The 23,030-nt window shown below is 33.9% G+C and carries 20 protein-coding genes and 1 riboswitch; of the genes, 14 read left to right on the top strand and 6 right to left on the bottom strand.

The genetic code is table 11. The annotated features are described in order from the left end of the window. Position 1: 1 nt before the first annotated feature. The 5 genes from thiE to AC1RPX_RS06600 form a co-directional block, all read right to left on the bottom strand. Positions 2-661: a thiamine phosphate synthase gene (gene thiE, locus AC1RPX_RS06620; protein WP_481761947.1), complete on the bottom strand. Its 660-nt coding sequence runs from the start codon at positions 659-661 to the stop codon at positions 2-4. Then, positions 648-1,469, bottom strand: coding sequence for a bifunctional hydroxymethylpyrimidine kinase/phosphomethylpyrimidine kinase (gene thiD / locus AC1RPX_RS06615; RefSeq protein WP_481761948.1), 822 nt, complete (start codon positions 1,467-1,469; stop codon positions 648-650). The genes thiE and thiD overlap by 14 nt, the downstream gene beginning before the upstream one ends. Then, positions 1,469-2,266, bottom strand: a complete 798-nt coding sequence (gene thiM, locus AC1RPX_RS06610; RefSeq protein WP_481761949.1) for a hydroxyethylthiazole kinase — start codon at positions 2,264-2,266, stop codon at positions 1,469-1,471. The genes thiD and thiM overlap by 1 nt, the downstream gene beginning before the upstream one ends. Positions 2,267-2,324: 58 nt before the next feature. Beyond that, positions 2,325-2,431: riboswitch (TPP riboswitch) on the bottom strand. Positions 2,432-2,508: 77 nt separating this feature from the next. Then, on the bottom strand, positions 2,509-4,446 hold the full coding sequence (locus AC1RPX_RS06605) for an ABC-F family ATP-binding cassette domain-containing protein (protein WP_481761950.1): 1,938 nt from the start codon (positions 4,444-4,446) through the stop codon (positions 2,509-2,511). A gap of 18 nt (positions 4,447-4,464) precedes the next feature. Continuing rightward, positions 4,465-5,103 (bottom strand): CPBP family glutamic-type intramembrane protease, encoded by a 639-nt coding sequence (locus AC1RPX_RS06600; RefSeq protein ID WP_481761951.1) that lies wholly within the window; start codon positions 5,101-5,103, stop codon positions 4,465-4,467. Positions 5,104-5,328: 225 nt separating this feature from the next. On the opposite strand from AC1RPX_RS06600, the gene groES reads away from it, so the two are divergent. The 4 genes from groES to AC1RPX_RS06580 all read left to right on the top strand — a co-directional run bounded on the left by groES (position 5,329) and on the right by AC1RPX_RS06580 (position 10,550). Then, positions 5,329-5,613 carry a co-chaperone GroES gene (groES, locus tag AC1RPX_RS06595; RefSeq protein ID WP_481761952.1) on the top strand — a complete coding sequence of 95 codons (285 nt, stop codon included), beginning with the start codon at positions 5,329-5,331 and terminating at the stop codon, positions 5,611-5,613. A gap of 34 nt (positions 5,614-5,647) precedes the next feature. Then, positions 5,648-7,273: a chaperonin GroEL gene (gene groL, locus AC1RPX_RS06590; protein WP_481761953.1), complete on the top strand. Its 1,626-nt coding sequence runs from the start codon at positions 5,648-5,650 to the stop codon at positions 7,271-7,273. 252 nt (positions 7,274-7,525) lie between these two features. Continuing rightward, positions 7,526-9,355: an APC family permease gene (locus AC1RPX_RS06585; protein ID WP_481761954.1), complete on the top strand. Its 1,830-nt coding sequence runs from the start codon at positions 7,526-7,528 to the stop codon at positions 9,353-9,355. 109 nt (positions 9,356-9,464) lie between these two features. After that, positions 9,465-10,550: a glycosyltransferase family 4 protein gene (locus tag AC1RPX_RS06580; RefSeq protein ID WP_481761955.1), complete on the top strand. Its 1,086-nt coding sequence runs from the start codon at positions 9,465-9,467 to the stop codon at positions 10,548-10,550. A 36-nt stretch (positions 10,551-10,586) separates the two neighbouring features. Here the strand turns inward: AC1RPX_RS06580 and AC1RPX_RS06575 are convergent, their stop codons facing one another. Next, on the bottom strand, positions 10,587-11,222 hold the full coding sequence (locus tag AC1RPX_RS06575) for a YigZ family protein (protein WP_481761956.1): 636 nt from the start codon (positions 11,220-11,222) through the stop codon (positions 10,587-10,589). A gap of 48 nt (positions 11,223-11,270) precedes the next feature. Here AC1RPX_RS06575 and AC1RPX_RS06570 point away from each other — a divergent pair, with 48 nt between their 5' ends. The 10 genes from AC1RPX_RS06570 to AC1RPX_RS06525 all read left to right on the top strand — a co-directional run bounded on the left by AC1RPX_RS06570 (position 11,271) and on the right by AC1RPX_RS06525 (position 22,757). After that, a complete protein-coding gene (locus AC1RPX_RS06570) occupies positions 11,271-12,599 on the top strand; it encodes an ATP-dependent helicase ComFA (RefSeq protein WP_481761957.1) in 1,329 nt (442 codons plus the stop codon). Positions 12,600-12,715: 116 nt separating this feature from the next. Next, positions 12,716-13,276: a ComF family protein gene (locus AC1RPX_RS06565; protein WP_481761958.1), complete on the top strand. Its 561-nt coding sequence runs from the start codon at positions 12,716-12,718 to the stop codon at positions 13,274-13,276. Positions 13,277-13,481: 205 nt separating this feature from the next. Beyond that, positions 13,482-14,042 carry a ribosome hibernation-promoting factor, HPF/YfiA family gene (gene hpf / locus AC1RPX_RS06560; protein ID WP_409021489.1) on the top strand — a complete coding sequence of 187 codons (561 nt, stop codon included), beginning with the start codon at positions 13,482-13,484 and terminating at the stop codon, positions 14,040-14,042. Between the two features lie 153 nt (positions 14,043-14,195). After that, a complete protein-coding gene (secA, locus tag AC1RPX_RS06555; protein WP_481761959.1) occupies positions 14,196-16,559 on the top strand; it encodes a preprotein translocase subunit SecA in 2,364 nt (787 codons plus the stop codon). A gap of 94 nt (positions 16,560-16,653) precedes the next feature. Next, positions 16,654-17,770 (top strand): peptide chain release factor 2 gene (gene prfB / locus AC1RPX_RS06550; protein ID WP_481761960.1). Its coding sequence is split into 2 segments (ribosomal slippage): positions 16,654-16,725 and positions 16,727-17,770, totalling 1,116 coding nucleotides; the frame shifts between segments, so codons are not numbered across the junction. A 96-nt stretch (positions 17,771-17,866) separates the two neighbouring features. After that, entirely contained in the window at positions 17,867-18,562 is a 696-nt protein-coding gene (gene ftsE, locus AC1RPX_RS06545) for a cell division ATP-binding protein FtsE (protein WP_481761961.1), read from the top strand. Next, entirely contained in the window at positions 18,543-19,430 is an 888-nt protein-coding gene (ftsX, locus tag AC1RPX_RS06540; RefSeq protein ID WP_481761962.1) for a permease-like cell division protein FtsX, read from the top strand. Before ftsE ends, ftsX begins: the two co-directional genes overlap by 20 nt. A 130-nt stretch (positions 19,431-19,560) precedes the next feature. Further along, positions 19,561-20,697, top strand: a complete 1,137-nt coding sequence (locus AC1RPX_RS06535) for a PDZ domain-containing protein (protein WP_481761963.1) — start codon at positions 19,561-19,563, stop codon at positions 20,695-20,697. A gap of 24 nt (positions 20,698-20,721) precedes the next feature. Continuing rightward, the gene (locus tag AC1RPX_RS06530) at positions 20,722-21,423 is read left to right on the top strand and encodes a response regulator transcription factor (protein ID WP_481761964.1); all 702 of its coding nucleotides are present in this window, start codon (positions 20,722-20,724) and stop codon (positions 21,421-21,423) included. Next, positions 21,420-22,757: a sensor histidine kinase gene (locus AC1RPX_RS06525; protein ID WP_481763302.1), complete on the top strand. Its 1,338-nt coding sequence runs from the start codon at positions 21,420-21,422 to the stop codon at positions 22,755-22,757. Before AC1RPX_RS06530 ends, AC1RPX_RS06525 begins: the two co-directional genes overlap by 4 nt. Positions 22,758-23,030: the final 273 nt, after the last annotated feature.

The raw sequence follows: 23,030 nt of genomic DNA, 5'->3' as shown, positions 1-23,030 counted from the left end.
CTTAATCGTCCTCCAATTTAAAATAATGATTTATGGATTGAACTGTTTGTTCAATGTTCGGACTTTTAGCAATCAAGGAAATAACAGCAACTCCCGAAACAGTTGTAGTAGCCAGTTTGGCTAAATTATTTTCTGAAATACCACCAATTGCAACAATCGGGAGTTTACTAATTGATAGTAATTGATTTAAGCCAGCTATTCCGAGAGGCGCAGTCGCATCTGACTTTGATTTTGTAGGAAAGACAGGGCCACTACCAATATAAGCGATACCTGATAATTGATTGGCTTGTTTAATTTGATCGAGTGTTTGACAAGAAAGGCCAATCGCTAATTGACCCGCCGATTGATCTATCACATTTTGAATCTTTTGGTCATTTTGGCCAACGTGAATACCATCTGCTTGAATTTCAAGTGCTAAAGGTAGATCATCATCAATGAAAAAAGGAACTTGGTATTTTGTGCATAACCTCTGACATTCAATTGCGAGTGTCTTTTTTTGTATCCGGGTTAAAGGGGTTAAGAGATTTTTTTCTCTAAATTGGAAACAAGAAATGCCTGATTTTAACGCTCGTTCTAAAGTAGGTAGTAATTGATTGTCGGCGACGTCTTGAGTTCCTGCAATGAAGTAACTTGCTAACCATGATTGATTAAATGTCTTCATTTTGCGTTACCTCACGATATGCCCAATGATTTAATGGCCCGTGACCATGTCCAACGATAATACCGTTGCTAATTGTTGCTTCAACATATTTTTTAGACACTAAGATGGCCGTTTTAATATCTTGTCCTTTGGCAATTTCTGCTGCAATGCAGGCTGAGAGGGTATCACCAGTGCCATGAGTTCGAATTGTATCAATACGTTTCGAGCTCATCCAGAATGAATCGTTATCTTCTAATAATACAAAGTCATTTACGATATTTTCAGAGTTATAATGTCCGCCTTTAATGATGACGTTTTTTGCACCTAATAATTTAATCTTTTTTCCAGCTGCACTCATGTCTTCTTTTGAATTAATGGTCAAGCCAGTTATGACTTCAGCTTCTGGAATATTCGGGGTTACTACCGTGGCTAAAGGAATTAATTCTTCTTTGATTGTAACAACAGCATCCTCAGAAAGAAGTGTGGCACCGCCTTTTGCAACCATGACAGGGTCAACAATTAGGGGACCAAATTGATATTTTTTCAGATTTTTAACGACTACTTTAACGTGTTCTGAATCTGCAAGCATCCCTGTTTTGCATGCTTTAATGGCTAAATCATTTGCAATTGAGGCAAATTGTTCATTAATAATTTTAGCAGGGAGGGGAAGACTGTCTTGCACACCAAGTGTGTTTTGTGCAGTGATTGCGACGAGAACTGTTGCAGCATAGACATGCCGTTCTTGCATCGTTTTTAAGTCAGCTTGCATACCAGCGCCACCACTACTATCGGATCCAGCAATTGAAAGTGCTTGTGGAAAATCAGGCATTATAGGTCTCCTTTCATCGTTATCTGATTAGAAAGTTCATTTATCGTTATTAAATGTAGTTTATCAAGTAGGTTAACAATAAAACTACCTGGTTTTTCGGTAATTAACTCATCAGCAACAAGTTCACCAGTTGTTGCAAAGATAAGGCAGGCGATTCTTGCTGCTTCAAACTCATTATCTTTAGAGACAGCTGCAAACGCAGCAATTAAACTTGAAAGCATATCGCCTGAACCAACATGTGTTTGGAAAAGAGACGTTCCCTGTGTCACAGTTGCAACACGCTTTCCATCAGAAATATAGTCTGTAGGACCACTTAGAACAACCGTACAATTGTACCGTTTGGCTACAATTTTTGCGATTTCTGCTAAATCTGCAGAACCATTTCCTGCATCAATACCTTTTGCTTGCCATTCAACACCAGCTAATGCAGCAATTTCACCAGCATTACCGCGAATAAAATTAAAATGAAAATGCTCAAGCAAGTTTGTAATTACTTTTTGTCGGTAAGGCATGGCAACAGCAACTGGGTCTAGCACAAGTGGGATAGCTAAATCGTTTGCGATTTGACTAACCCTCTCAATGTAAGGTAATTCTGAACTTTTAAATGATCCCATATTGATTGTGGCAGCAGCAGAAATTTGTAACATTTCGGCTGCTTCTTCAATCGCACTGGGCATGATAGGGGAAGCGCCAATTGCGTTGAGTCCATTGGCAACGTCTTGAACCGTGATGTAATTAGAAATGTTGAAAATTACTGGGTTCTCTTCACGAAGTTTATCGAGTAGTTCTAATGGCATAACTTTCTCCTCTTGAGTACACAAAAACCCCACTCTTTGACAAAAAAATTGTAGAGTGGGGTCCTTCTTCACACTTTCCTACGCAAGTTTTGGCTTACAGGTTCGAAGGGATTAGGTTGAAAAAACCTATCTCAGTTCTTCTAAAGAACACCCCTAGTGTACTTATATTTTATTTTTAGATTACAACAAAAGAATAGGCTTTCATTCTTTAAATGTCAATAAATAAAAAAAAAAAAGCTAGCTTATTCTAAAGCTAAGCTAGCTTCTTCCCAATTAGTTTCTGCAGTCTCTATTGCAGTTTGAATAGATTGTAGTTCAGTTTGTAGTTCCTGAAGTTTATCTGCATCACTAAAAATAGTAGGTTGAGACATTTTTTCTTCAAGTTCTGTTTGATGAATTTCTAATTCACTTAATTCAGATTCTAAACGATCAATTTCACGTGTTAATTTACGTTGTTCCTTTTGCGTTTCTTTATTTTGTTGATAATTAGTTGTTGGTTTAACTTCAGGGACTTCTGAAGATGAGGCAATTTCAAGTGCCATTTTTTCGGCTGCGATAGCTTCTAATTCTTCTTTTTTATCAACATAATAATCGTAATCACCCATGTAGTAAGTAGAGCCTTCTTTTGAAACTTCAATAATACTTTCTGCAACTTTATTAATGAAGTAGCGGTCATGAGAAACAAGTAAGACAGTACCATCAAAGTTAGCAATCGCCTTTTCAAGGACTTCCTTACTATCAATGTCTAAATGGTTAGTGGGTTCATCAAAGATTAGGAAGTTATCTTTGTCCATTGCAAGTTTGGTCAAAGCAAGACGCGCTTTTTCACCACCACTTAAATTTGAGACACGTTTCAAAACGTCATCCCCAGAAAATAGAAATCCACCTAATAATGATCGAATATCTGTTTCAGGAGTTGAAGGATGATCATTCCAGAGTTCATCTAAAACAGTATTTTTATCTGTTAATTGATTTTGCTCCTGATCGTAGTAGCCAACATGAACATTAGCGCCAAGGAATGCTTCACCACGAATAAATGGAATTTGGCCTAAGATACTTTTAAGTAAGGTTGATTTTCCCACACCATTCGGGCCAACAATAGCTTGAACTTGATGCTTATGTAAATCAATTGAAACGGGTTCAGATAACACTTTATTATCGTAACCAACAGCTGCCCCGGCAACAGTTAAAACGATATTACCACTCTCATCTGCAGATTTAAAACTAAAACGAGGGGCTTTTTCGTCACCTTCTGGTCGGTCAAGTTTATCTAATTTTTCGAGTTGTTTACGACGACTTTGCGCTCGTTTTGTTGTTGAGGCTCGAACAATGTTTTTATTAACAAAATCTTCGAGTTTTTCAATCTTATCTTGTTGTTTTTCGAAAACTTTCCATTCTTGTTTTAAATTAGCTTCTTTTTTTACAATAAATTGGGAGTAGTTGCCATTGTAGTGAGTCGTTTCATTATGGCTCATATCATAAACTTCTGTCACAATTTTATCTAAGAAGTAACGATCATGAGAGACAATTAAGAGTGCCCCTGTATAAGTCTTCAAATAGCCTTCTAACCAAGTTAGTGTCTCAATATCTAAGTGGTTAGTTGGTTCATCTAAAATTAATAAATCACGTTTTTCTAAAAGTAATTTTGCTAAGGCTAAACGTGTTTTTTGACCACCAGAGAGAGTCCTAATATCGCGATTGAAATCTTCTTCATAAAATCTAAAACCATGTAAAACAGAACGGATTTCTGATTCATAACCATAGCCATTTTTTTCACTGAAATCATGTGAAACTTGATCATAGGTTGATAATAGTTTTTCAAATTTTTCAGAATCTTCTGCATTTTTAGGATCAGCAATTTGGGCTTCTAATGTATGAATTTGGATTTCCATTTTTTTTAAATAATCAAAAACACGACTCATTTCGTCCCAAATCGAACGTTCTGAAGTAACAGTTGTTGTTTGTGCTAAGTAACCGATGGTCATGCCTTTATGTTTAATGATTTGACCAGCATCAGTAGCCTCTTGATCAATAATCATTTTAATTAATGTTGATTTTCCAGCACCATTTCGACCAACTAGGGCTATCCTAGCATCGTCTTTGATATCCATATTTGCATTTTCAAAAAGAACATCTGCGCCAAAATAGCGAGCTGCTTGTTGTACTTGTAACAGAATCAAAATAATTCCACCTTTCTTTTAAAGTGACGATTGAATAATTAATACTAGACTATTCATAAGAATATGAGCAATCATTGACGTTTTGATGTCACCTGTTCGTTTGTAGAGGTAACAGAAAAGTAATCCAATTAAAAAGTAGATAGCTAAATGGCCATCATTATGTGCCAAACTAAATAATAAACTAGAAAGAATTGCGGCAGAAATAGGTGATATGAAACTTGCTAAATTGCCAAAAAAGACTTTTCTAAAAACGAGTTCCTCCATAATGGGAGCACCAAGTGAGACTGCCAACATATAATAAGGATATTTTGTAAAAATAGTCATAATTTCATTTGTATTTTGTGAGGGTACGGTCGTTTTTAAAATGGTGAATGAAATTAATTGAATAACTGTTTGGATTACTAACGTTAGAACGAATCCAAGAATACCCCACGAAATAATTTGTGACCATTTAGAGGAACCATCTATTGTATTTCTAGCACTGAAGTAATGATTTAACCAAATTAACAATATTGCTCCTAAAACATAATCAGCCGTCATTACTGGATAGATAACTGATTTTAAAGAAAATAGTTGATTCAGAATTGTTGGTAAAATAAAGATAACGAGGTAGCCTAATAAAATAGCGATTGAATTTTTACTAGTTGATTTTGACATGAGAACTCCTTTAACTGTAATTAGATAGTCGTGCATTTTTCTAGTGAATAAATTTGTATGATAAGTATAGCATAATTGACTAGATAGCGAATTCAATTCATATTAAAAATTCTATTAAATAAGAGCTGAAATGCTTGCAATTGTTTGAAAAATTGATTATAGTTAATTTTGTGATTAGCACTTAGGAAGATAGAGTGCTAAATAAAAGTGTTGGAGGGATAGAACGTGTTAAAACCATTAGCAGATCGTGTTATTTTAGAAGTAACAAAAGAAGAAGAAACAACAGTAGGCGGGATCGTCTTAGCAAGTAACGTACAAGAAAAACCACAAACAGGAAAAATTGTTGCAGTTGGTGATGGCCGTACGATGGATAACGGTGAAAAAATTGCTGTTGCTGTTAACGTTGGAGAGACCGTTTTATTTGATAAGTATGCTGGCTCAGAAGTTTCATTCGAAGGTAAAGACTACTTAATTGTTCATGAAAAAGATATCGTTGCAACAGTAGACTAATATAAATTTAAATTAAAGATGAGGTGGATTAATTATGTCAAAGGAATTAAAATTTTCTGAAGATGCTCGTTCAGCAATGCTTAGAGGTGTTGACCAATTAGCCAATACCGTTAAATCAACTTTAGGACCAAAAGGCCGTAATGTTGTTTTAGAAGAATCATATGGCTCACCAATTATTACAAATGATGGTGTAACAATTGCTCGTGCGATTGAATTAGAAGACCATTTTGAAAATATGGGTGCTAAATTAGTATCAGAAGTTGCTTCAAAAACGAATGATATAGCTGGTGATGGAACGACAACTGCTACTGTTTTAACACAAGCTATCGTCACTGAAGGTATGAAGAATGTGACAGCAGGTGCTAACCCTGTTGGGATTCGTCGTGGTATCGAAACTGCTACAAAAGCAGCCGTTGCTGAATTACATGAATTATCACACAAAGTTGAAACAAAAGAAGATATTGCTCAAATTGCTTCTGTATCTTCAGCTAATGAAGAAATTGGTGCTTTAATTGCTGACGCTATGGAAAAAGTTGGTAATGATGGCGTTATTACAATTGAAGAATCAAAAAGCATCGATACATCATTAGATGTCGTTGAAGGGATGCAATTTGATCGAGGTTACTTGTCACAATATATGGTAACTGATAACGATAAAATGGAAGCTAACTTAGAGACACCATATATTTTAGTAACGGATAAGAAAATTTCTAATATTCAAGAAGTCTTACCATTATTACAATCTATTGTGGAACAAGGTCGCCCATTGTTAATCATCGCCGATGATGTTGATGGGGAAGCTTTACCAACATTAGTATTGAATAAAATTCGTGGTACATTTAACGTTGTTGCAGTCAAAGCACCTGGATTTGGTGATCGTCGTAAAGCGATGCTTGAAGATATTGCCATCGTTACTGGTGCAACAGTGATTACTGATGAACTTGGTTTACAATTGAAGGATACAACAATTGAACAATTAGGTTCAGCTGGTAAAGTTAATATTACAAAAGAAAACACAGTTATTGTTGAAGGTTCTGGTGATAAAGCTAAAATTACAGAACGTGTTGGTTTGATTAAAAAACAAATCGATGAAACGACGTCTGAATTTGATCGTGAAAAATTACAAGAACGTTTGGCAAAATTATCTGGTGGGGTTGCTGTCATCAAAGTTGGTGCTGCAACTGAAACAGAATTAAAAGAACGCAAATACCGTATTGAAGATGCTTTGAATGCGACACGCGCTGCTGTCGAAGAAGGATTCGTTGCCGGTGGTGGTACTGCATTTGTTAACGTTATTAGTAAAGTTGCTGCACTTGAAGCAGTTGGCGATGAATTAACGGGTATCAAGATTGTTCAACGTGCTTTGGAAGAACCAGTACGCCAAATTGCAAAGAATGCTGGACTTGAGGGTTCAGTTATTGTTGAAAAACTAAAATCAGAAAAACCTGGTATTGGTTTTAACGCAGCAACAAATGAATGGCAAGATATGATTGAAGTTGGGATTGTTGATCCAACTAAAGTGACACGCTCAGCATTGCAAAATGCAGCTAGTGTCTCAGCCTTATTATTAACAACTGAAGCAGTTGTTGCAGATAAACCAGAACCAGTATCTGCAGCTGATCCACAACAAATGCCTGGTGGTATGGGCGGTATGATGTAACCCATTTGTCATAAAAAATGATGAAAATTTAAGAGCTATTAATCCGTGTTATTCTGGGATTAGTAGCTCTTTTTTTATGCTGAAAATAAAGTTTGTTTGCAGTATTGTATATTTAAAAATAAACGAGTAAAATAGAGTGAATTCGGTGAATAGAAATTAGTAATTAAAATAACTATTCAGTAAAATAAATGCGCTGTTTTGGCATCATTTATGAATGGATTTTTAAATATAGAACATAAGGGGTAAAGAGAAATGCGTCGTTATTTAAAGAGACTTTTAATTGGGAAGCCATTAAAATCTTCTGAAGAAGGAGATCAACAATTATCAAAATTTAAGGCATTAGCGCTCTTATCGTCAGATGCACTCTCATCTGTGGCGTATGGTACGGAACAAATTGTTACCGTTTTAGTGGGCTTTTCAGCAATGGCAATCTGGTATTCATTACCAATTGCATTGTTAGTCTTAGTTTTATTGGCTTCAATTACAATTTCGTATCGCCAAATTATCCATGCTTATCCTAAGGGTGGAGGCGCGTATGTTGTCTCAAGTAAAAACTTAGGTAAAAATGCTGGATTAATTTCTGGTGGATCGCTTTTAATTGATTATATGTTGACAGTAGCGGTTAGTGTTTCCGCAGGGACTGAGGCATTGATTTCTGCGGTACCTTCGTTATATGGACATCAAGTAGCAATCTCAGTGGTTATTATTATTTTGGTAATGGCAATGAACTTACGAGGCTTGCGGGAATCAGCTTCATTCTTAACTATTCCTGTTTATCTTTTCGTGGTTATGATTATATTGATGTTACTAGTTGGTGGTTATAATATTATGACAGGTCAAGTACCTTACCACGCAACAGCTGCTGTGGGTACGGCCGTTCCTGGAATTACACTAGCCTTACTTTTGAAAGCATTCTCATCGGGATCATCTTCATTAACTGGTGTTGAAGCAATTAGTAATGCAGTGCCTTTCTTCAAAAAACCACATGCTAAAAATGCTGCTGCTACTTTAACAATTATGGCGACGCTTTTGGCAGTCTTCTTTGGTGGAATAACATTCTTAAACTATTGGTATGGCATTATTCCTACTGAAAAAGTAACTGTTCTTTCACAAATTGCACAAACAACATTTGGACAAGGTATTTTGTATTACGTTTTCCAATTTTCAACAGTATTGATTTTAGTATTAGCTGCAAATACAGGTTTCTCGGCATTTCCAATTTTAGCGTTTAATTTAGCTAAAGATAAATTTATGCCTCATTTGTATATGGATAAAGGTGATCGATTAGGCTACTCTAACGGAATTATCACGTTAGCGGCCGGATCAATTATTTTAACATTTATATTTAATGGATCAACGTCATTATTAATTCCATTATATGCGGTAGGTGTGTTTATTCCGTTTACGTTGTCTCAGACAGGGATGATTGTAAAATGGTATCATGATCGCCCAAAAGGTTGGATTATGAAAGCCTTTTACAATTTCTTAGGGGCCTTTATCTCATTTAGTATTTTGTTGATTCTCTTTAGATATCGCTTATCAACAGTATGGCCATTCTTTATTATCATGCCAGTTATGTATATTATATTCTATAAAATAAATGATCATTACAATAAAGTTGCCGAACAATTACGTTTAACAGAAGAAGCAGAAATTCATGATTACGATGGCTCCACAGTTATCGTGTTAGTTAGTTCTGTAACGCATGTTACAACGGGTGCAATTAATTATGCACGTTCAATTGGTGACTACGTAATTGCAATGCACGTTTCTTTCGATACAAATCCGGAAAAAGAACATGAAACGGAACGTGAATTTAAAGAACGTTTCCCTGGTGTTCGTTTTGTTGATTTACATTCGTCATATCGTTCAATTGCTTCACCTGTTGTGAAATTTACAGATGTTATTGCTAAGAATGCCGCTGCTCGTAACTTCACAACGACAGTCTTAGTACCACAGTTTGTTCCAAGAAAACCATGGCAAAATATTCTTCATAATCAAACGAGTTTAAGATTGAGAACGGTCTTAAATTCTCGCGAGAATATTATTGTTGCAACATATAATTATCATTTGAAAAAATAAACATTGAAAAGTATCAATTAAATTTAATTGATACTTTTTTTGTATTTATTTAACAACGTGGTATAGTTAAGACTACTATGACAGAATATTTTTAAGGAGAGATATCAAAATGTTTCCAATTATCGTAGCATTTTTCGCAACAGCGCTTATCTCCGCGTTGCTAACTCCCGTTATTAGACTATTTTCAATTAAAATTGGAGCAGTCGATGTTCCAAATAATAGACGAGTAAATAAGGTTTCAATGCCTACAATGGGTGGATTAGCCATTTTTATAGCTTTTAACTTTACGAATTTTTTTATTTTAAAAAATCAATATCCAATAAAAATGTTAGTGACACTGTTTGTTGCTGAATTGGTAATTATTATCACCGGTGTTTTAGATGATAAGTTTGAATTAAAACCACGCCAAAAGATGTTTGGCATCACAGTTGCCGCCTTGATCGTCTACTTTTTTTCAAATATGCGAATGACGACATTCACTTTACCTTATTTTGGTATTATTAATTTAGGATGGATGAGTTTCCCTATTACAATTATTTGGATTTTAGCTATTACAAATGCTATTAATTTAATAGACGGATTAGATGGCTTAGCAACTGGGGTTTCCATTATTGATTTATTTACAAGTGGTTTGGTAGGCTATTTCTTTTTAGTTAATACAAATAGTTATATTGCAATTATGATGTTTACGCTGGTTGCTGCTCTGATTGGATTTTTGCCATATAATTTCTTTCCAGCTAGAATCTACTTAGGGGATACAGGCGCGTTATTTATTGGATTTATGATTTCAGTATTCTCTTTATCTGGACTTAAAAATGCAACTTTTATTTCTATTATTGTGCCTGTTTTAATATTGGGTGTACCAATTACGGATACTGTTTATGCAATGTTACGCCGGATTTTAAATAAAAAGCCTATCTCTCAAGCAGACAAACATCATTTACATCATCGTTTGATGCAAATGGGGTTAACGCATCGACAGACAGTATTAGTTATATATGGCATTGCGTTAATTTTTTCATTTATTTCATTACTTTATCCAATATCATCAATTTGGGGTTCAATACTAATGTCAGTTGCGACATTAGTGGGACTAGAACTATTCGTAGAGTCCATCGGATTAGTTGGATCTAAACGAAAGCCACTGCTAAATTGGATTAAAAGAATTGTTAAAACGATGACTTCAAAAAAATAGATAGTAAAAAGGATGTCCAGTAATTGGGCATCCTTTTTACTTAACTTGAATTTCATTATATAAATCTTGGCCTAATTTAAAAGTTATTTGGTTATTGAGTAGGTTGATTAGTTGATCTTGTAAGGTTAATATCAAATTTTTATCAACTGCTAAAGTTATTTCTACTGTTTCAAGATAGGTTGTGTGTTGGATTATAATTGAATTTTTTTCAAGATAATTTTCAAGTTTTCCAACATTTTGGTAAGCAATTTGGCAAATAAGTTCGGTTTGTAAAATACGTTCAACGATACCAATTTGTTCAATCGTCTGCGAAGCAGCATTACTATAAGCACGGATTAAACCACCAGCACCTAGCTTAATACCACCAAACTTTCGACTAACAACGATACAAATATTTTTAAGCTGATTTTTTTTAATAACTTCTAGAATGGGAACACCAGCCGTTCCAGAGGGTTCACCATCATCGCTTTGACGTTGGATTTCAGACTCAGTACCAAATGTGTATGCAAAACAGTGATGTCTTGCTTTAGGTTCTAATTTCTTGACTGATTCAATAAAAGCAACTGCATCAGATTCTGTCGCGATTCGAGTGACACGACAAATGAAGGAAGACTTCTTTTCAATTAATGTGGCTAAACCAGATTCTTTAATTGTTAAATAATTTTTTGACATAATTAAGGTTCCTTTGCGTATTTAAACTTATTGAAGGGATTGAGGAGAATGACACTTTCAAGTTTGTATGGTCGTTTAATAACTGATTCAGAAATTGACGAAACTATTAATTTAGATGAACTTACGTCGTACCCAGGAATTAGTATTGAAGATAAACAATTAATCTGTCGCAGATGCCTTTCACAACTTAATTTAAAGGAAAATAAATTACAAGGTGACCGGTACTATTGTTCATACTGTATGATATTAGGACGTATTTCAACTACGACTACACTTTATACTATACCTGAACCCAACTTGTTTTCAACTCAAAAAGGGAGTCCATTGACGTGGAATGGAGAATTAACGACTAGCCAAGAAATATGTGCTAATGAAGTGAAACAAATTTTTAAAAATTCGGGTGCCCGGCATTTACTGTGGGCGGTAACCGGCGCTGGTAAAACAGAAATGCTATTCAAAGGTATTGAAGCTGCTATTATGGATGGTAAGCGCATCTGTTTAGCATCACCACGGGTCGATGTTTGTATTGAATTATTTCCGAGATTGCAGGCAGCATTTCAAAATATTGATATTTGTTTGCTGCACGGAAAGACAACGGAACCATACCGTTATACCCAACTAGTCATCTGTACAACACATCAATTGTTAAGATTTCATAAAGCGTTTGACGTTATGATAGTTGATGAGGTAGATGCCTTTCCATATGCACAGAATCAATTACTGCTTCAAGCAACAACACAAGCAACTAAACAAAAAGGGGCAAGTTTATTTTTAACGGCAACCCCAAGTGAGGATCTGTTAAAGGAGGTTCGCTTAAAACAATTAACGGTTAGTTATTTACCAATACGCTTTCATGGTCAATTATTGCCTGAAATTAAAATTAAATTTGAAAAAGCGTGGGAAAAGAATTTAAAAAAAGGACGTTTACCCAAAAAATTAACACTGAAAATGACAGAGTGGCTAAAACGTAAGGATCCATTTTTAATTTTTGTGCCGAAAATTTGGTTATTGGAACCAGTAATGGAAGCATTTAAAAAGAAGTTTCCTAATTTAAAGGGGGACACTGTTTATTCTGAAGATCCAGATAGACTAGATAAAGTTAAGGCAATTAGAACAGGCGAACTACGGTATCTAATCACAACAACAATTTTAGAACGTGGTGTGACATTTGCTAATCTGGATGTTTTTGTTCTGGGTGCAGATGATAAAACTTTTTCAACGGCAGCGTTAGTTCAGATTGCTGGCAGAGTGGGACGTAATGTCAATCGTCCGTTTGGTGACGTTATCTTTTTATGTTGTGACTACACGATTTCAATAAAAAAGGCAGTTGGACAAATAAAAACGATGAATCGTAAAGCAAGGAAATTAAAGATATGAGAAACTGTCAGATTTGTCATAATACATTTAGTCAAAAATTAACGCTAGCATTTATATTATCGACTAAACCTTATGAAAAAAAGATAGTTTGTAAGAGATGCCAGGAGCAGTTACGATTGATTAATACTCAGTTAGCCTGTAGAGGATGCGGTCGAGAACAAAATAGGCCACAATTATGTGCGGATTGTAAGAAATGGCAACTTATTTATCCTAATTTAAATTTTCAGAATCAAGCGTTGTACATTTATAATGATTTTATGAAAGATATCATTAAAAATTATAAGTTTAATGGTGATTATCAGCTGAGAACTATTTTTCAAGTACAATTAAAGCACAAAATAGAAACAATTGATTTTGATTACCTCGTGGTGATACCTGTTGATTCTGAAACGTTAAATAATCGAGGATTTAATCAAGTCTGTGGTCTTTTAGATATTAAGCATGATCATTTTTTAGTGCGAAATAATACGGTTAAAGAAAAACAATCGCATAAAAATAGGCAACAAAGGCTTGAATTAATTCAACCGTTTGAACTTAGTCCAGATTGCCCAGATTTATCGGATAAAGTTGTTTTGATTGTGGATGATATTTATACTACCGGCCGAACACTATTTTATGCCCATATTTTGTTAGCACAAAATGCTAAAAGCATTAAGAGTATTACCCTTGCAAGATAATGAACAATAGGTACAATTTTTAAATAAATTAGTATGATATATTTAAGCAAAAGTTAAAATGACTGTTAACGATTACAATGGCGTTTTAAATAGATTTGTTAAGGGATATCATTTGTAAATTTAAGTCTATTCGCTTATAATTAAATCAAGCGGTAAGGTAATTAATAGTTTCGTTACCTGCTGTAGATTGAAGGGAGAGTTTATTATGTTAAAATACAATATTCGCGGTGAAAATGTTGAAGTTACAGATGTTACTAGAGATTATGTTGAAAAGAAATTATTTAAATTAGAAAAATACTTTACTGATACATCTAATTCAACGGCCCATGTTAATTTAAAAGTTTATTCAGATAAAACGGCCAAAGTTGAAGTGACAGTTCCGATGCCTTCTCTCGTCCTTCGAGCTGAAGAAACATCACAAGATTTACTTTCAAGTGTTGATCTTGTGACTGATAAATTAGAACGTCAAATTCGCAAATATAAAACTAAAATTAATCGCCAATCAAGAGGCAAGGGAATTAAAGATATTGAAATTCGTAATGAAATTGCTGATGAAGAATCAGATTCTATTGATGAAGTAAGCAAATTTGATGTTGTTCGGACAAAGCATGTTTCTTTAAAACCAATGAATAGTGAAGAAGCTATTTTACAAATGGATATGTTGAGCCATAACTTCTTTATTTACGAAGATGCTGATACAGAGGGTATTAACATTGTTTACAAACGTAAAGATGGTCGCTATGGTTTAATTGAAGCTGAAGATTAAACTAACCTTGAAAAGCCTGTTGAGTAAGTTAACTACTCAGGGCTTTTTTGTTATTTTAGTTTAAAATTTATTGATTTAGTGATACTATAAAAAATGATATTATAATTAAAAATAATTCAATAAATGTGTTTGATATATAAGGGGAAAAGCTAAATGGCAAATGTATTAAGACAATGGGTTGAAAGTGATAATCGTGAATTAAGAAAACTAGGCAAAATAGCCGATAATATTGAAAATATGGCCGACGAGATGGCTTTATTATCTGATGATGAACTAAAAGCTAAAACACCTGCTTTTAAAGCAAGATATCAAGAAGGTGAAACGCTTGATGATCTTTTACCAGAAGCATTTGCAGTGGTACGAGAAGCCGCAAAACGTGTGTTAGGACTATACCCATTCCGTGTGCAAATGATTGGTGGAATGGTTTTAAATAATGGTGATATTGCGGAGATGAAAACTGGTGAAGGTAAAACTTTAACAGCTACTATGCCCGTTTATTTAAATGCAATTTCAGGTCTAGGTGTTCATGTTGTTACTGTTAATGAATATTTATCAAGCCGTGATGCAACAGAAATGGGCGAATTATATTCATGGTTAGGTTTAACTGTCGGATTGAATATTAACGAAAAAACAGCTGAAGAAAAGCGCGAAGCCTACGCAGCTGATATTACCTATTCAACAAATAGTGAATTAGGCTTTGATTACTTACGTGATAACATGGTTGTTTATCGTGAAGATATGGTTCAAAGACCTTTAAACTATGTTATCGTCGATGAAGTTGATTCAATTTTGATTGATGAAGCTAGAACACCGTTGATTATTTCTGGTCAAGCTGAAAAGACGACTGCCATGTATGTTCGTGCAGATCGTTTTGTTAAAACGTTAACTGAAGAAGAAGACTATAAAATTGATCTTGAATCAAAATCAATTTCATTAACCGAAGAAGGAATTCGTAAAGGTGAAAAATATTTTGGACTAGATAATTTATATGATACAGATAATACAATTTTGACTCATCATTTGGATAATGCATTACGGGCTAATTTTGTTATGCTACGTGATAAAGATTATGTTGTACAAGATGGTGAAGTTATGATTGTTGATCAATTTACTGGTCGTATTATGGAAGGTCGTCGTTATTCTGATGGTGTTCATCAAGCTATCGAGGCTAAAGAACATGTTGAAATTGAAGACGAAACTAAAACAATGGCTAACATCACTTACCAAAATTTCTTTAGAATGTACAAGAAATTATCTGGTATGACGGGTACTGCTAAAACTGAAGAAGAAGAATTCCGTGAAATTTATAATATGGAAGTTGTTCAAATTCCAACGAATAAACCTATTATTCGTGATGATAAAGCAGATTTATTGTATCCATCTTTAAATAGCAAATTTAAAGCTGTCATTGCTGATATCAAAGAACGCCATGAAGCTGGTCAACCTATGTTGATTGGTACTGTAGCAGTTGAAACGTCAGAATTATTGGCACAAATGTTAGATGATGCTGAAATTCCACATGCTGTCTTAAATGCTAAAAATCATGAACGTGAAGCTGAAATCATTTTAAATGCTGGACAACGTGGTGCTGTTACCATAGCTACGAATATGGCCGGACGTGGAACTGATATTAAATTAGGCCCTGGCGTTAAAGAAATTGGTGGATTAGCTGTTATTGGTACAGAACGCCATGAATCTCGTCGTATTGATAATCAACTTCGTGGCCGTGCTGGCCGTCAAGGGGATGATGGGATGACACAATTCTATCTTTCTTTGGAAGATGATTTGATGTTACGATTCGGTTCAGAACGTATTAAGAGCTTCTTAGAACGTATGAACATTACTGAAGATGACGCTGTTATCCAAAGTCGTATGATTACAAAACAAGTTGAATCAGCACAAAAACGTGTCGAAGGTAATAACTATGATACACGTAAAAATGTTTTACAATATGATGATGTTATGCGTGAACAACGTGAGGTTATTTATAACCAGAGACAACAAATTATTATGGAAGAAAAAACATTAAAACCTGTTATTATGCCTATGATACAACGTACTGTTAATCATATTGTTCAGATGCACACGCAAGGTGACCAAAATGAATGGAATTTACAAGCTATTGTAGATTTTGCTGTCTCTTCAATGGTTAATGAAGACAGTATCTCATTGGCAGATTTAGAAGGTAAAGATGCTAACCAAATCGAAGCCTACTTGGTCGACCGCGCTGAAAAGAACTATGAAATTAAAGAAGATCAATTAGTTGATGCAGCACAAATGCTTGAATTTGAAAAAGTGGTTGTGTTACGTGTTGTTGATGATAAATGGACAGCGCATATTGATGCAATGGATCAACTTCGTCAGTCTATTGGACTACGTGGCTACGGACAATTAAACCCTCTAGTTGAATACCAATCAGATGGATTTAGAATGTTCGAAGAAGTCGTTGGAGCAATAGAATTTGAAGTGACACGTTTATTTATGAAAGCTGAAATCAGACAAAATATTAAACGTTAATCAAAAAGTTAATCAGAGAACATTATTAAAGAGTCACTTCCGAATTCGATAGAGTTTGAAGGTGACTCTTTTTAGTAAATTAAGGAGAAAATTGATGGAATTAAGCGATTATAGGAAACAAATTAATGAAATGGAACAAAAAATAACTAACTTCAGGGGGTCTCTTTGACTTAGAGACGCTGAATGAACGTATTTCTGAAAATGAAGAACGAATGGCTAACCCAGATTTTTGGAATCACCAAGAAGAAGCACAAAAAGTTATTGACGAAAACAATCAATTAAAAGGTAAATATGATGCGTTTCATGATTTAGAGAGTAAGGTATCAGAATTACAAGTCATGCTTGAATTATTACAAGAAGAAAATGATAATGATATGCTAATAGAATTTGATGACTTGTTTAACGAGACAAAAAAAGCACTCGACAAGTATCAATTACGATTATTATTGAATGAACCTTATGATAGCAGAAATGCTATTTTAGAAATCCATCCAGGTGCAGGAGGTACCGAATCTCAGGATTGGGGATTAATGTTACTTAGAATGTATACGAGATGGGCTGAAAAAAGTGGGCTAATCGTCGAAACAGTAGATTATCAATCTGGCGATGAAGCGGGATTGAAAAGTGTGACGCTTCTTATTAAGGGAGTAAACGCGTATGGTTATCTTAAGAGTGAAAAAGGGGTGCATCGATTAGTTCGTATTTCACCTTTTGATGCTGCTGGTCGACGCCACACGTCTTTTGCATCTGTTGATGTGATGCCAGAGTTGGATGATTCAGTCGAAATAGAATTAAATCAAGATGATATCAGAATGGAAGTATTTAGATCATCCGGAGCTGGTGGACAACATATTAATAAAACATCTTCAGCAGTTAGATTAATTCATATTCCAACAGGGATAGTAACTTCGAGCCAAGCGCAGCGGTCACAATTTCAAAATAGGGCAACGGCTGAAAGTATGATGAAATCTAAGTTATATCAACTTGAAATGGAAGCAAAAGAAAAAGAACGTGCTGCCATTCAAGGTGAACAAATGGATATTGGATGGGGGTCGCAGATTCGATCATATGTGTTCCACCCATACTCAATGGTTAAGGATCATCGTTCCGATTTTGAGACTGGTAATGTTCAAGCGGTAATGGACGGTGATATAGATGGATTTATTAATGCTTATTTACAGTGGAAATTAAAAAATGAAAATCCAAGTTAAAAAATGAAACTTAATTGTAAGACTACTGCAATATAAAGGTAAATAATCATGCTATAATGAAAATGTTATGAAAATAGACACAGGAGGATTCACTGTTTGATAGAATTTAAAAATGTATTTAAACAATATTCTGATGATATTATTGCAAGCAATGATATTAATCTTCGAATTGACCAAGGTGAATTCGTATATGTGGTTGGACCTAGTGGTGCCGGAAAGTCGACATTTATAAAAATGATGTACCATGAAGAACAAGCAACATCTGGTGAAATCACAGTAAATGATTTTCATTTAGAAACGATGAAACCAAAAGAAGTACCATTTTTACGAAGAGATTTAGGAATTGTATTCCAAGATTTCAAATTATTACCTCGTTTAACAATTTTTGAAAATATTGCATACGCGTTAGAAGTTATTGAAAAAGAACCTGCAGAAATTAAAGAACGTGTTGATTACGTGCTAGATCTTGTTGATTTGTCTGACAAGGCGGATAAATTTCCGGAAGAATTATCTGGTGGTGAACAACAAAGAATTGCGATTGCACGTGCAGTTGCAAATAAACCAGAAGTCTTAATTGCTGATGAACCAACGGGGAATTTAGACCCTGAAACGTCAGATGATATTATGTCAATTTTAGAAAAAGTTAATGAACAAGGGACAACAGTTATCATGGCAACTCATAATAGTATTATTGTGAACAAATATCCACATCGTTTGTTGGCTATTGAAGATGGCCGTATTGCCCGAGATGAAGAAGGAGGAAAATACGGTTATGAAAATGAGAACGTTTAGGCGTCATTTTGGTGAAAGTATTAAGAGTTTACGTCGTAATGGATGGATGTCTGTTGCTGCTATTAGTGCTGTTACTGTAACGTTAATTTTGGTTGGGGTGTTACTTTCAATCTTAATGAACGTAAATAAATTAGCATCTGATGTTGAGAACGATGTTCAAGTCAGAGTGTTTGTTGAACGAAAGACAACAAAGAATCAACAGGCTGATTTGAAAAAGAAACTTGAAAGTTATTCAGAAGTTAAAAAAGTTACTTTTTCAAGTAAAAAGGAGCAATTACAACAAGTTGTTGGTAGTTATGGTAATGAATTTAAGTTATTTGGTGGGGATGATAATCCACTATATGATACATTTGATGTTCAAACTAAAAAACCAAAACAAACTGAGCAAATTGCAAAACGTGCTAAAAGTTTAGATTATGTAAATGATGCTAGTTTTGGGGGCACATCTGCTAAAAAACTATTTAAAGTAGTTGGTAATATCCAAAAATGGGGTATGATTATTAGTGCTTTACTCCTCTTTGTTGCAGTATTCTTAATTTCTAACACGATTAGAATCACAATTTTATCTCGAAGAAATGAGATTGGAATTATGCGTCTAGTAGGTGCGACGAATGGATTTATCAGATGGCCGTTTTTACTTGAAGGTGCATGGACTGGGCTTTTAGGTGCTATCATTCCAATTATTTTAGTTGATTTTGGCTATATTTGGATTTATAACGGTTTACAAGTTTCGTTGGCATCAACTAGTTATCAATTATTAACACCAGGAACTTTCTTGGCAGAAATTGATTTATTATTAGTGTCAATCGGGATAATTATTGGTGCTTTAGGATCGTTCGTTTCAATGCGTCGTTTCCTTAAAATTTAATTAAATTTTAAAAGACTGATTTTGCTAAATGCAAAATTCAGTCTTTTTTGTTATTATGATTATCTTTTTTGAATCATGACAAAGCATGATATAATTTGAGTACTATATATTAAAGAAAATAGGTGCATTTATGGTAACGCTTAAAATTATTGGAAACTTTTTCATGCAACCAACGCTTTGGTTAGCAATTATACTGATTTATGGTATGTATACACGAAGAATTAAAAAAGAGAGACAAGCATTTAGAACAGCTGTCGATAGTGATTTTTATGAGGGACGTCATGCAATAAAAGTAGGCTTTATTTTTAGTATTATTGGATCAATGTTACTATTTGGACTAGGTGTTATGTTGCCTATTAACTGGGTAGTTATTTATGCTATTTTTATGATTTTAGGACTACTACTATACCCAGTATTTGATGCTATCTTTCCGCTATTTATTATATCGGGACTAGTATATGGGATGACTAAATCTCAATTAAGTAATTTTGAAATATTTAAATATGAAGAATTTCACGTTGAATTTACGACAGGGATTCTACTGATAGGGACAGTCATTTTATTTATAACTGCTTGTGCGCTGTATTTATTCAGAAATAGTCCCTTATCGCCGAACACACAGTCAGGTAAACGAGGGCGAAATATATCGTCGTTTAGTATGAAGGATCTGTATCTGGTGCCACTTGTAATTCTAACACCGGGTGATCAATTCCATAGTGTACTCTCTTGGTGGCCAATTATTCATATAGCAGGTACAGAATTTAACATCATTATTTTACCATTAATTGTTGGGCTATCATTACGTATCTATAAAGAAATACCAAGAGTAGCTATCAAATTTATAAAAAAACAATACTTATATTTAGCTTTTATAGGGACAGGTTTAGCGATAATGGCTATATTTATACCAATAATGGGGATATATGGATTAATTGTTCTATTAGTTGCGTATTGTATCAGCCAATATATGATCAAACGCCATGATAATAAACAAGAAAAATGGTTTGCAGAATCCAATGAAGGAATATTAATTGTAGGGGTACGCCCAGGTACGCCAGCTTCAAAGATGGACGTAGAGGTTGGTGATGTGGTCGTTCAATGTAATGGCATTGAAGTTAGAAACGAAACCGAATTGTATGAAGCATTACAGAGTAGCTCAACGTATTGTCGATTAAAAATTAGGACATTTAGTGGAGATACAAAAATAACAGAAAGTGCGATATTTTCAGACTCACCATATGAAATAGGGTTAGTCATAATTAAATAAATTTAGTTATCAGGGGGATAAATAATGAAAAAAATTTTAGTTGTAGATGATGAACCAGCAATTGTTACGCTGTTAACGTATAATCTAGAAAATGCGAACTATGAAGTGCATGTAGCAATAGATGGGCCTAGTGCATTTAAAAAAGCAACAGAACAAAATTTTGATTTCATTATTCTCGATTTGATGCTGCCTGGTTACGATGGTATCGAAGTTACAAAAAAATTAAGACAAGAAAAAGTAAAAACGCCAATAATCATTTTAACGGCTAAAGATGATGAATTGAATAAAATAATTGGTTTAGAAATTGGTGCAGACGATTATATGACTAAACCGTTTAGTCCAAGAGAAGTAATAGCAAGAATTAAGGCTATTTTGAGACGTACTGAACATGACTCATCTAAGGATGAACAAATTGATAATGAAGTGAGAGAATTTAAAGATTTTAAAATTGATTTTTCTAACTATTCAGTTTATAAAAATGATGAAAAAGTTGCATTAACACCAAAAGAGTTCGAACTTTTAGTATATTTTATTAAACGAACAGGACGTGTGCTAAGTAGAGAAAAGTTATTGAGCGGTGTTTGGGGATACGATTATGAAGGGCAAACAAGGATGATAGATATGCATGTGAGCCATTTACGCGAAAAATTAGAAGTAGATGCTAAAAACCCCCTATATTTAAAGACAGTTCGAGGATTTGGCTATAAGTTTGAGGAGAATAAATGAAACAAAAACTAAAATGGATAATTACGACGTTAATCTTGTTGCTAAATTTAACATTTAGTATGACACTTCTATGGGATGTATCCGGGAAACTTTTTAGTAAGAATAGTATTATTGGAGTAAGTGTGTTGAGTTTGATTGAAATAGCTATACTTTATAAAATAGCATCTAAAGCAGGTGCTGAGTCCGAATTAATGGCTAATATATTGAATAGTTTAGTCAATAAAGGAGATTCTTATCATGTATTACTAGATACAGATAGTCCCAATTTTGAATTATCGAAAGCCATTAATCGTGTTGAAAGTTATCAAAAGAAAAGAAATATTCACTATCAGGTACAAAATAATAACTATCTAAAATTAATTGAACATTTGACAGTTGGGGTTATGCAAATTGATCATAAAAGACAAGTACTAGTCGTAAATGATATGATTTCTAAATTATTAGGCCAACAGATAGAAAGTAAGCAACATTCATATATTGATGATATTAAAACATACAAATTGAGTGGACTAATTGAAAAAGCCATTAAAACACAAGATAAGCAAAGAGATGAAGTTGAAATTGCCAATACAAACAGAGTGGTTGATGCAACGGTCGTCTATATAGCAAATAACAATGTAGAATTTCAAGTAATCGTAATTTTATATGATATAACTGAGCTGAAATTATTAGAGAAAATGCAAAATGAATTTGTCGGAAATGTGAGTCATGAATTGAAAACACCAGTAACAGCAATTAAAGGATTTGCTGAAACTCTTTTAGAAGAATCTGTTGATTCAAGTACAACTAACAAATTTTTAAATATTATTTATGACGAAAGTGAAAAATTAGAAGTATTAATTCAAGAGATATTAAAATTAGCAAAAGGGCAAAAACCCAAAGAAAATATTTCGAGTTTCAATTTAGATGCTATGATAAATTATGAGTTAGATTTATTAAGTAGTACTATTAAAAGTAAAAATTTAATAGTAGACAAGAGAATAACAAAAGATCTTTATGTAAAGTTTGATAAAAATAAGATAGCCACTATCTTAGGTAATTTATTGCAAAACGCTGTTAAATATAATGTTGATAATGGGCGTATGGTAGTTGAAGTAGGCAAAATAAAGACAAGATTTTTTATAGCAGTATCAGATACTGGTATTGGTATTTCAAATCAAGACAAAAAAAGAATATTTGAACGTTTCTATAGAGTAGATCCGTCTAGAAATAAACAAATAGAAGGTAATGGGCTTGGCCTCGCTATTGTGCAGGAACTAGTGACATCAATGGGTGGAGAGATTAGTGTGAAAGATTCGAATGATAAGGGGACTGAAATTACGATTTATTTGTAATATTAAGAGATATTCACATAAATAGACTTGACCAAGAAAAAGAAAGCTGATATATTTAATAAGTGCTATTGAGGCGATAATGAATATCGCAAATAAAGTGTTGACATGAGATATACCAGATGGTATATTAATAAAGCTGATTGATACGGCAAGAAGAAATGAATATTTATTCAAAAAATTCTTGACAAATCATGATGTGGTTGATATGATATAAAAGTTGTCAAAAGCAACCAAGTAGATCTTTGAAAACTGAACAAATTTTCGACAAATCAA

The sequence above is a fragment of the Dellaglioa sp. CoH-56-MRSF-14 genome, from assembly GCF_056782115.1.
This window is presented reverse-complemented; position numbering and strand designations above follow the sequence as displayed.

Coding starts and splice junctions, on each gene's coding strand:
- thiE (WP_481761947.1), bottom strand. CDS start 661: ATGAAGACATTTAATCAATCATGGTTAGCAAGTTACTTCATTGCAGGA.
- thiD (WP_481761948.1), bottom strand. CDS start 1,469: ATGCCTGATTTTCCACAAGCACTTTCAATTGCTGGATCCGATAGTAGT.
- thiM (WP_481761949.1), bottom strand. CDS start 2,266: ATGCCATTAGAACTACTCGATAAACTTCGTGAAGAGAACCCAGTAATT.
- AC1RPX_RS06600 (WP_481761951.1), bottom strand. CDS start 5,103: ATGTCAAAATCAACTAGTAAAAATTCAATCGCTATTTTATTAGGCTAC.
- groL (WP_481761953.1), top strand. CDS start 5,648: ATGTCAAAGGAATTAAAATTTTCTGAAGATGCTCGTTCAGCAATGCTT.
- AC1RPX_RS06585 (WP_481761954.1), top strand. CDS start 7,526: ATGCGTCGTTATTTAAAGAGACTTTTAATTGGGAAGCCATTAAAATCT.
- AC1RPX_RS06580 (WP_481761955.1), top strand. CDS start 9,465: ATGTTTCCAATTATCGTAGCATTTTTCGCAACAGCGCTTATCTCCGCG.
- AC1RPX_RS06575 (WP_481761956.1), bottom strand. CDS start 11,222: ATGTCAAAAAATTATTTAACAATTAAAGAATCTGGTTTAGCCACATTA.
- AC1RPX_RS06570 (WP_481761957.1), top strand. CDS start 11,271: ATGACACTTTCAAGTTTGTATGGTCGTTTAATAACTGATTCAGAAATT.
- hpf (WP_409021489.1), top strand. CDS start 13,482: ATGTTAAAATACAATATTCGCGGTGAAAATGTTGAAGTTACAGATGTT.
- secA (WP_481761959.1), top strand. CDS start 14,196: ATGGCAAATGTATTAAGACAATGGGTTGAAAGTGATAATCGTGAATTA.
- ftsX (WP_481761962.1), top strand. CDS start 18,543: ATGAAAATGAGAACGTTTAGGCGTCATTTTGGTGAAAGTATTAAGAGT.
- AC1RPX_RS06535 (WP_481761963.1), top strand. CDS start 19,561: ATGGTAACGCTTAAAATTATTGGAAACTTTTTCATGCAACCAACGCTT.
- AC1RPX_RS06530 (WP_481761964.1), top strand. CDS start 20,722: ATGAAAAAAATTTTAGTTGTAGATGATGAACCAGCAATTGTTACGCTG.
- AC1RPX_RS06525 (WP_481763302.1), top strand. CDS start 21,420: ATGAAACAAAAACTAAAATGGATAATTACGACGTTAATCTTGTTGCTA.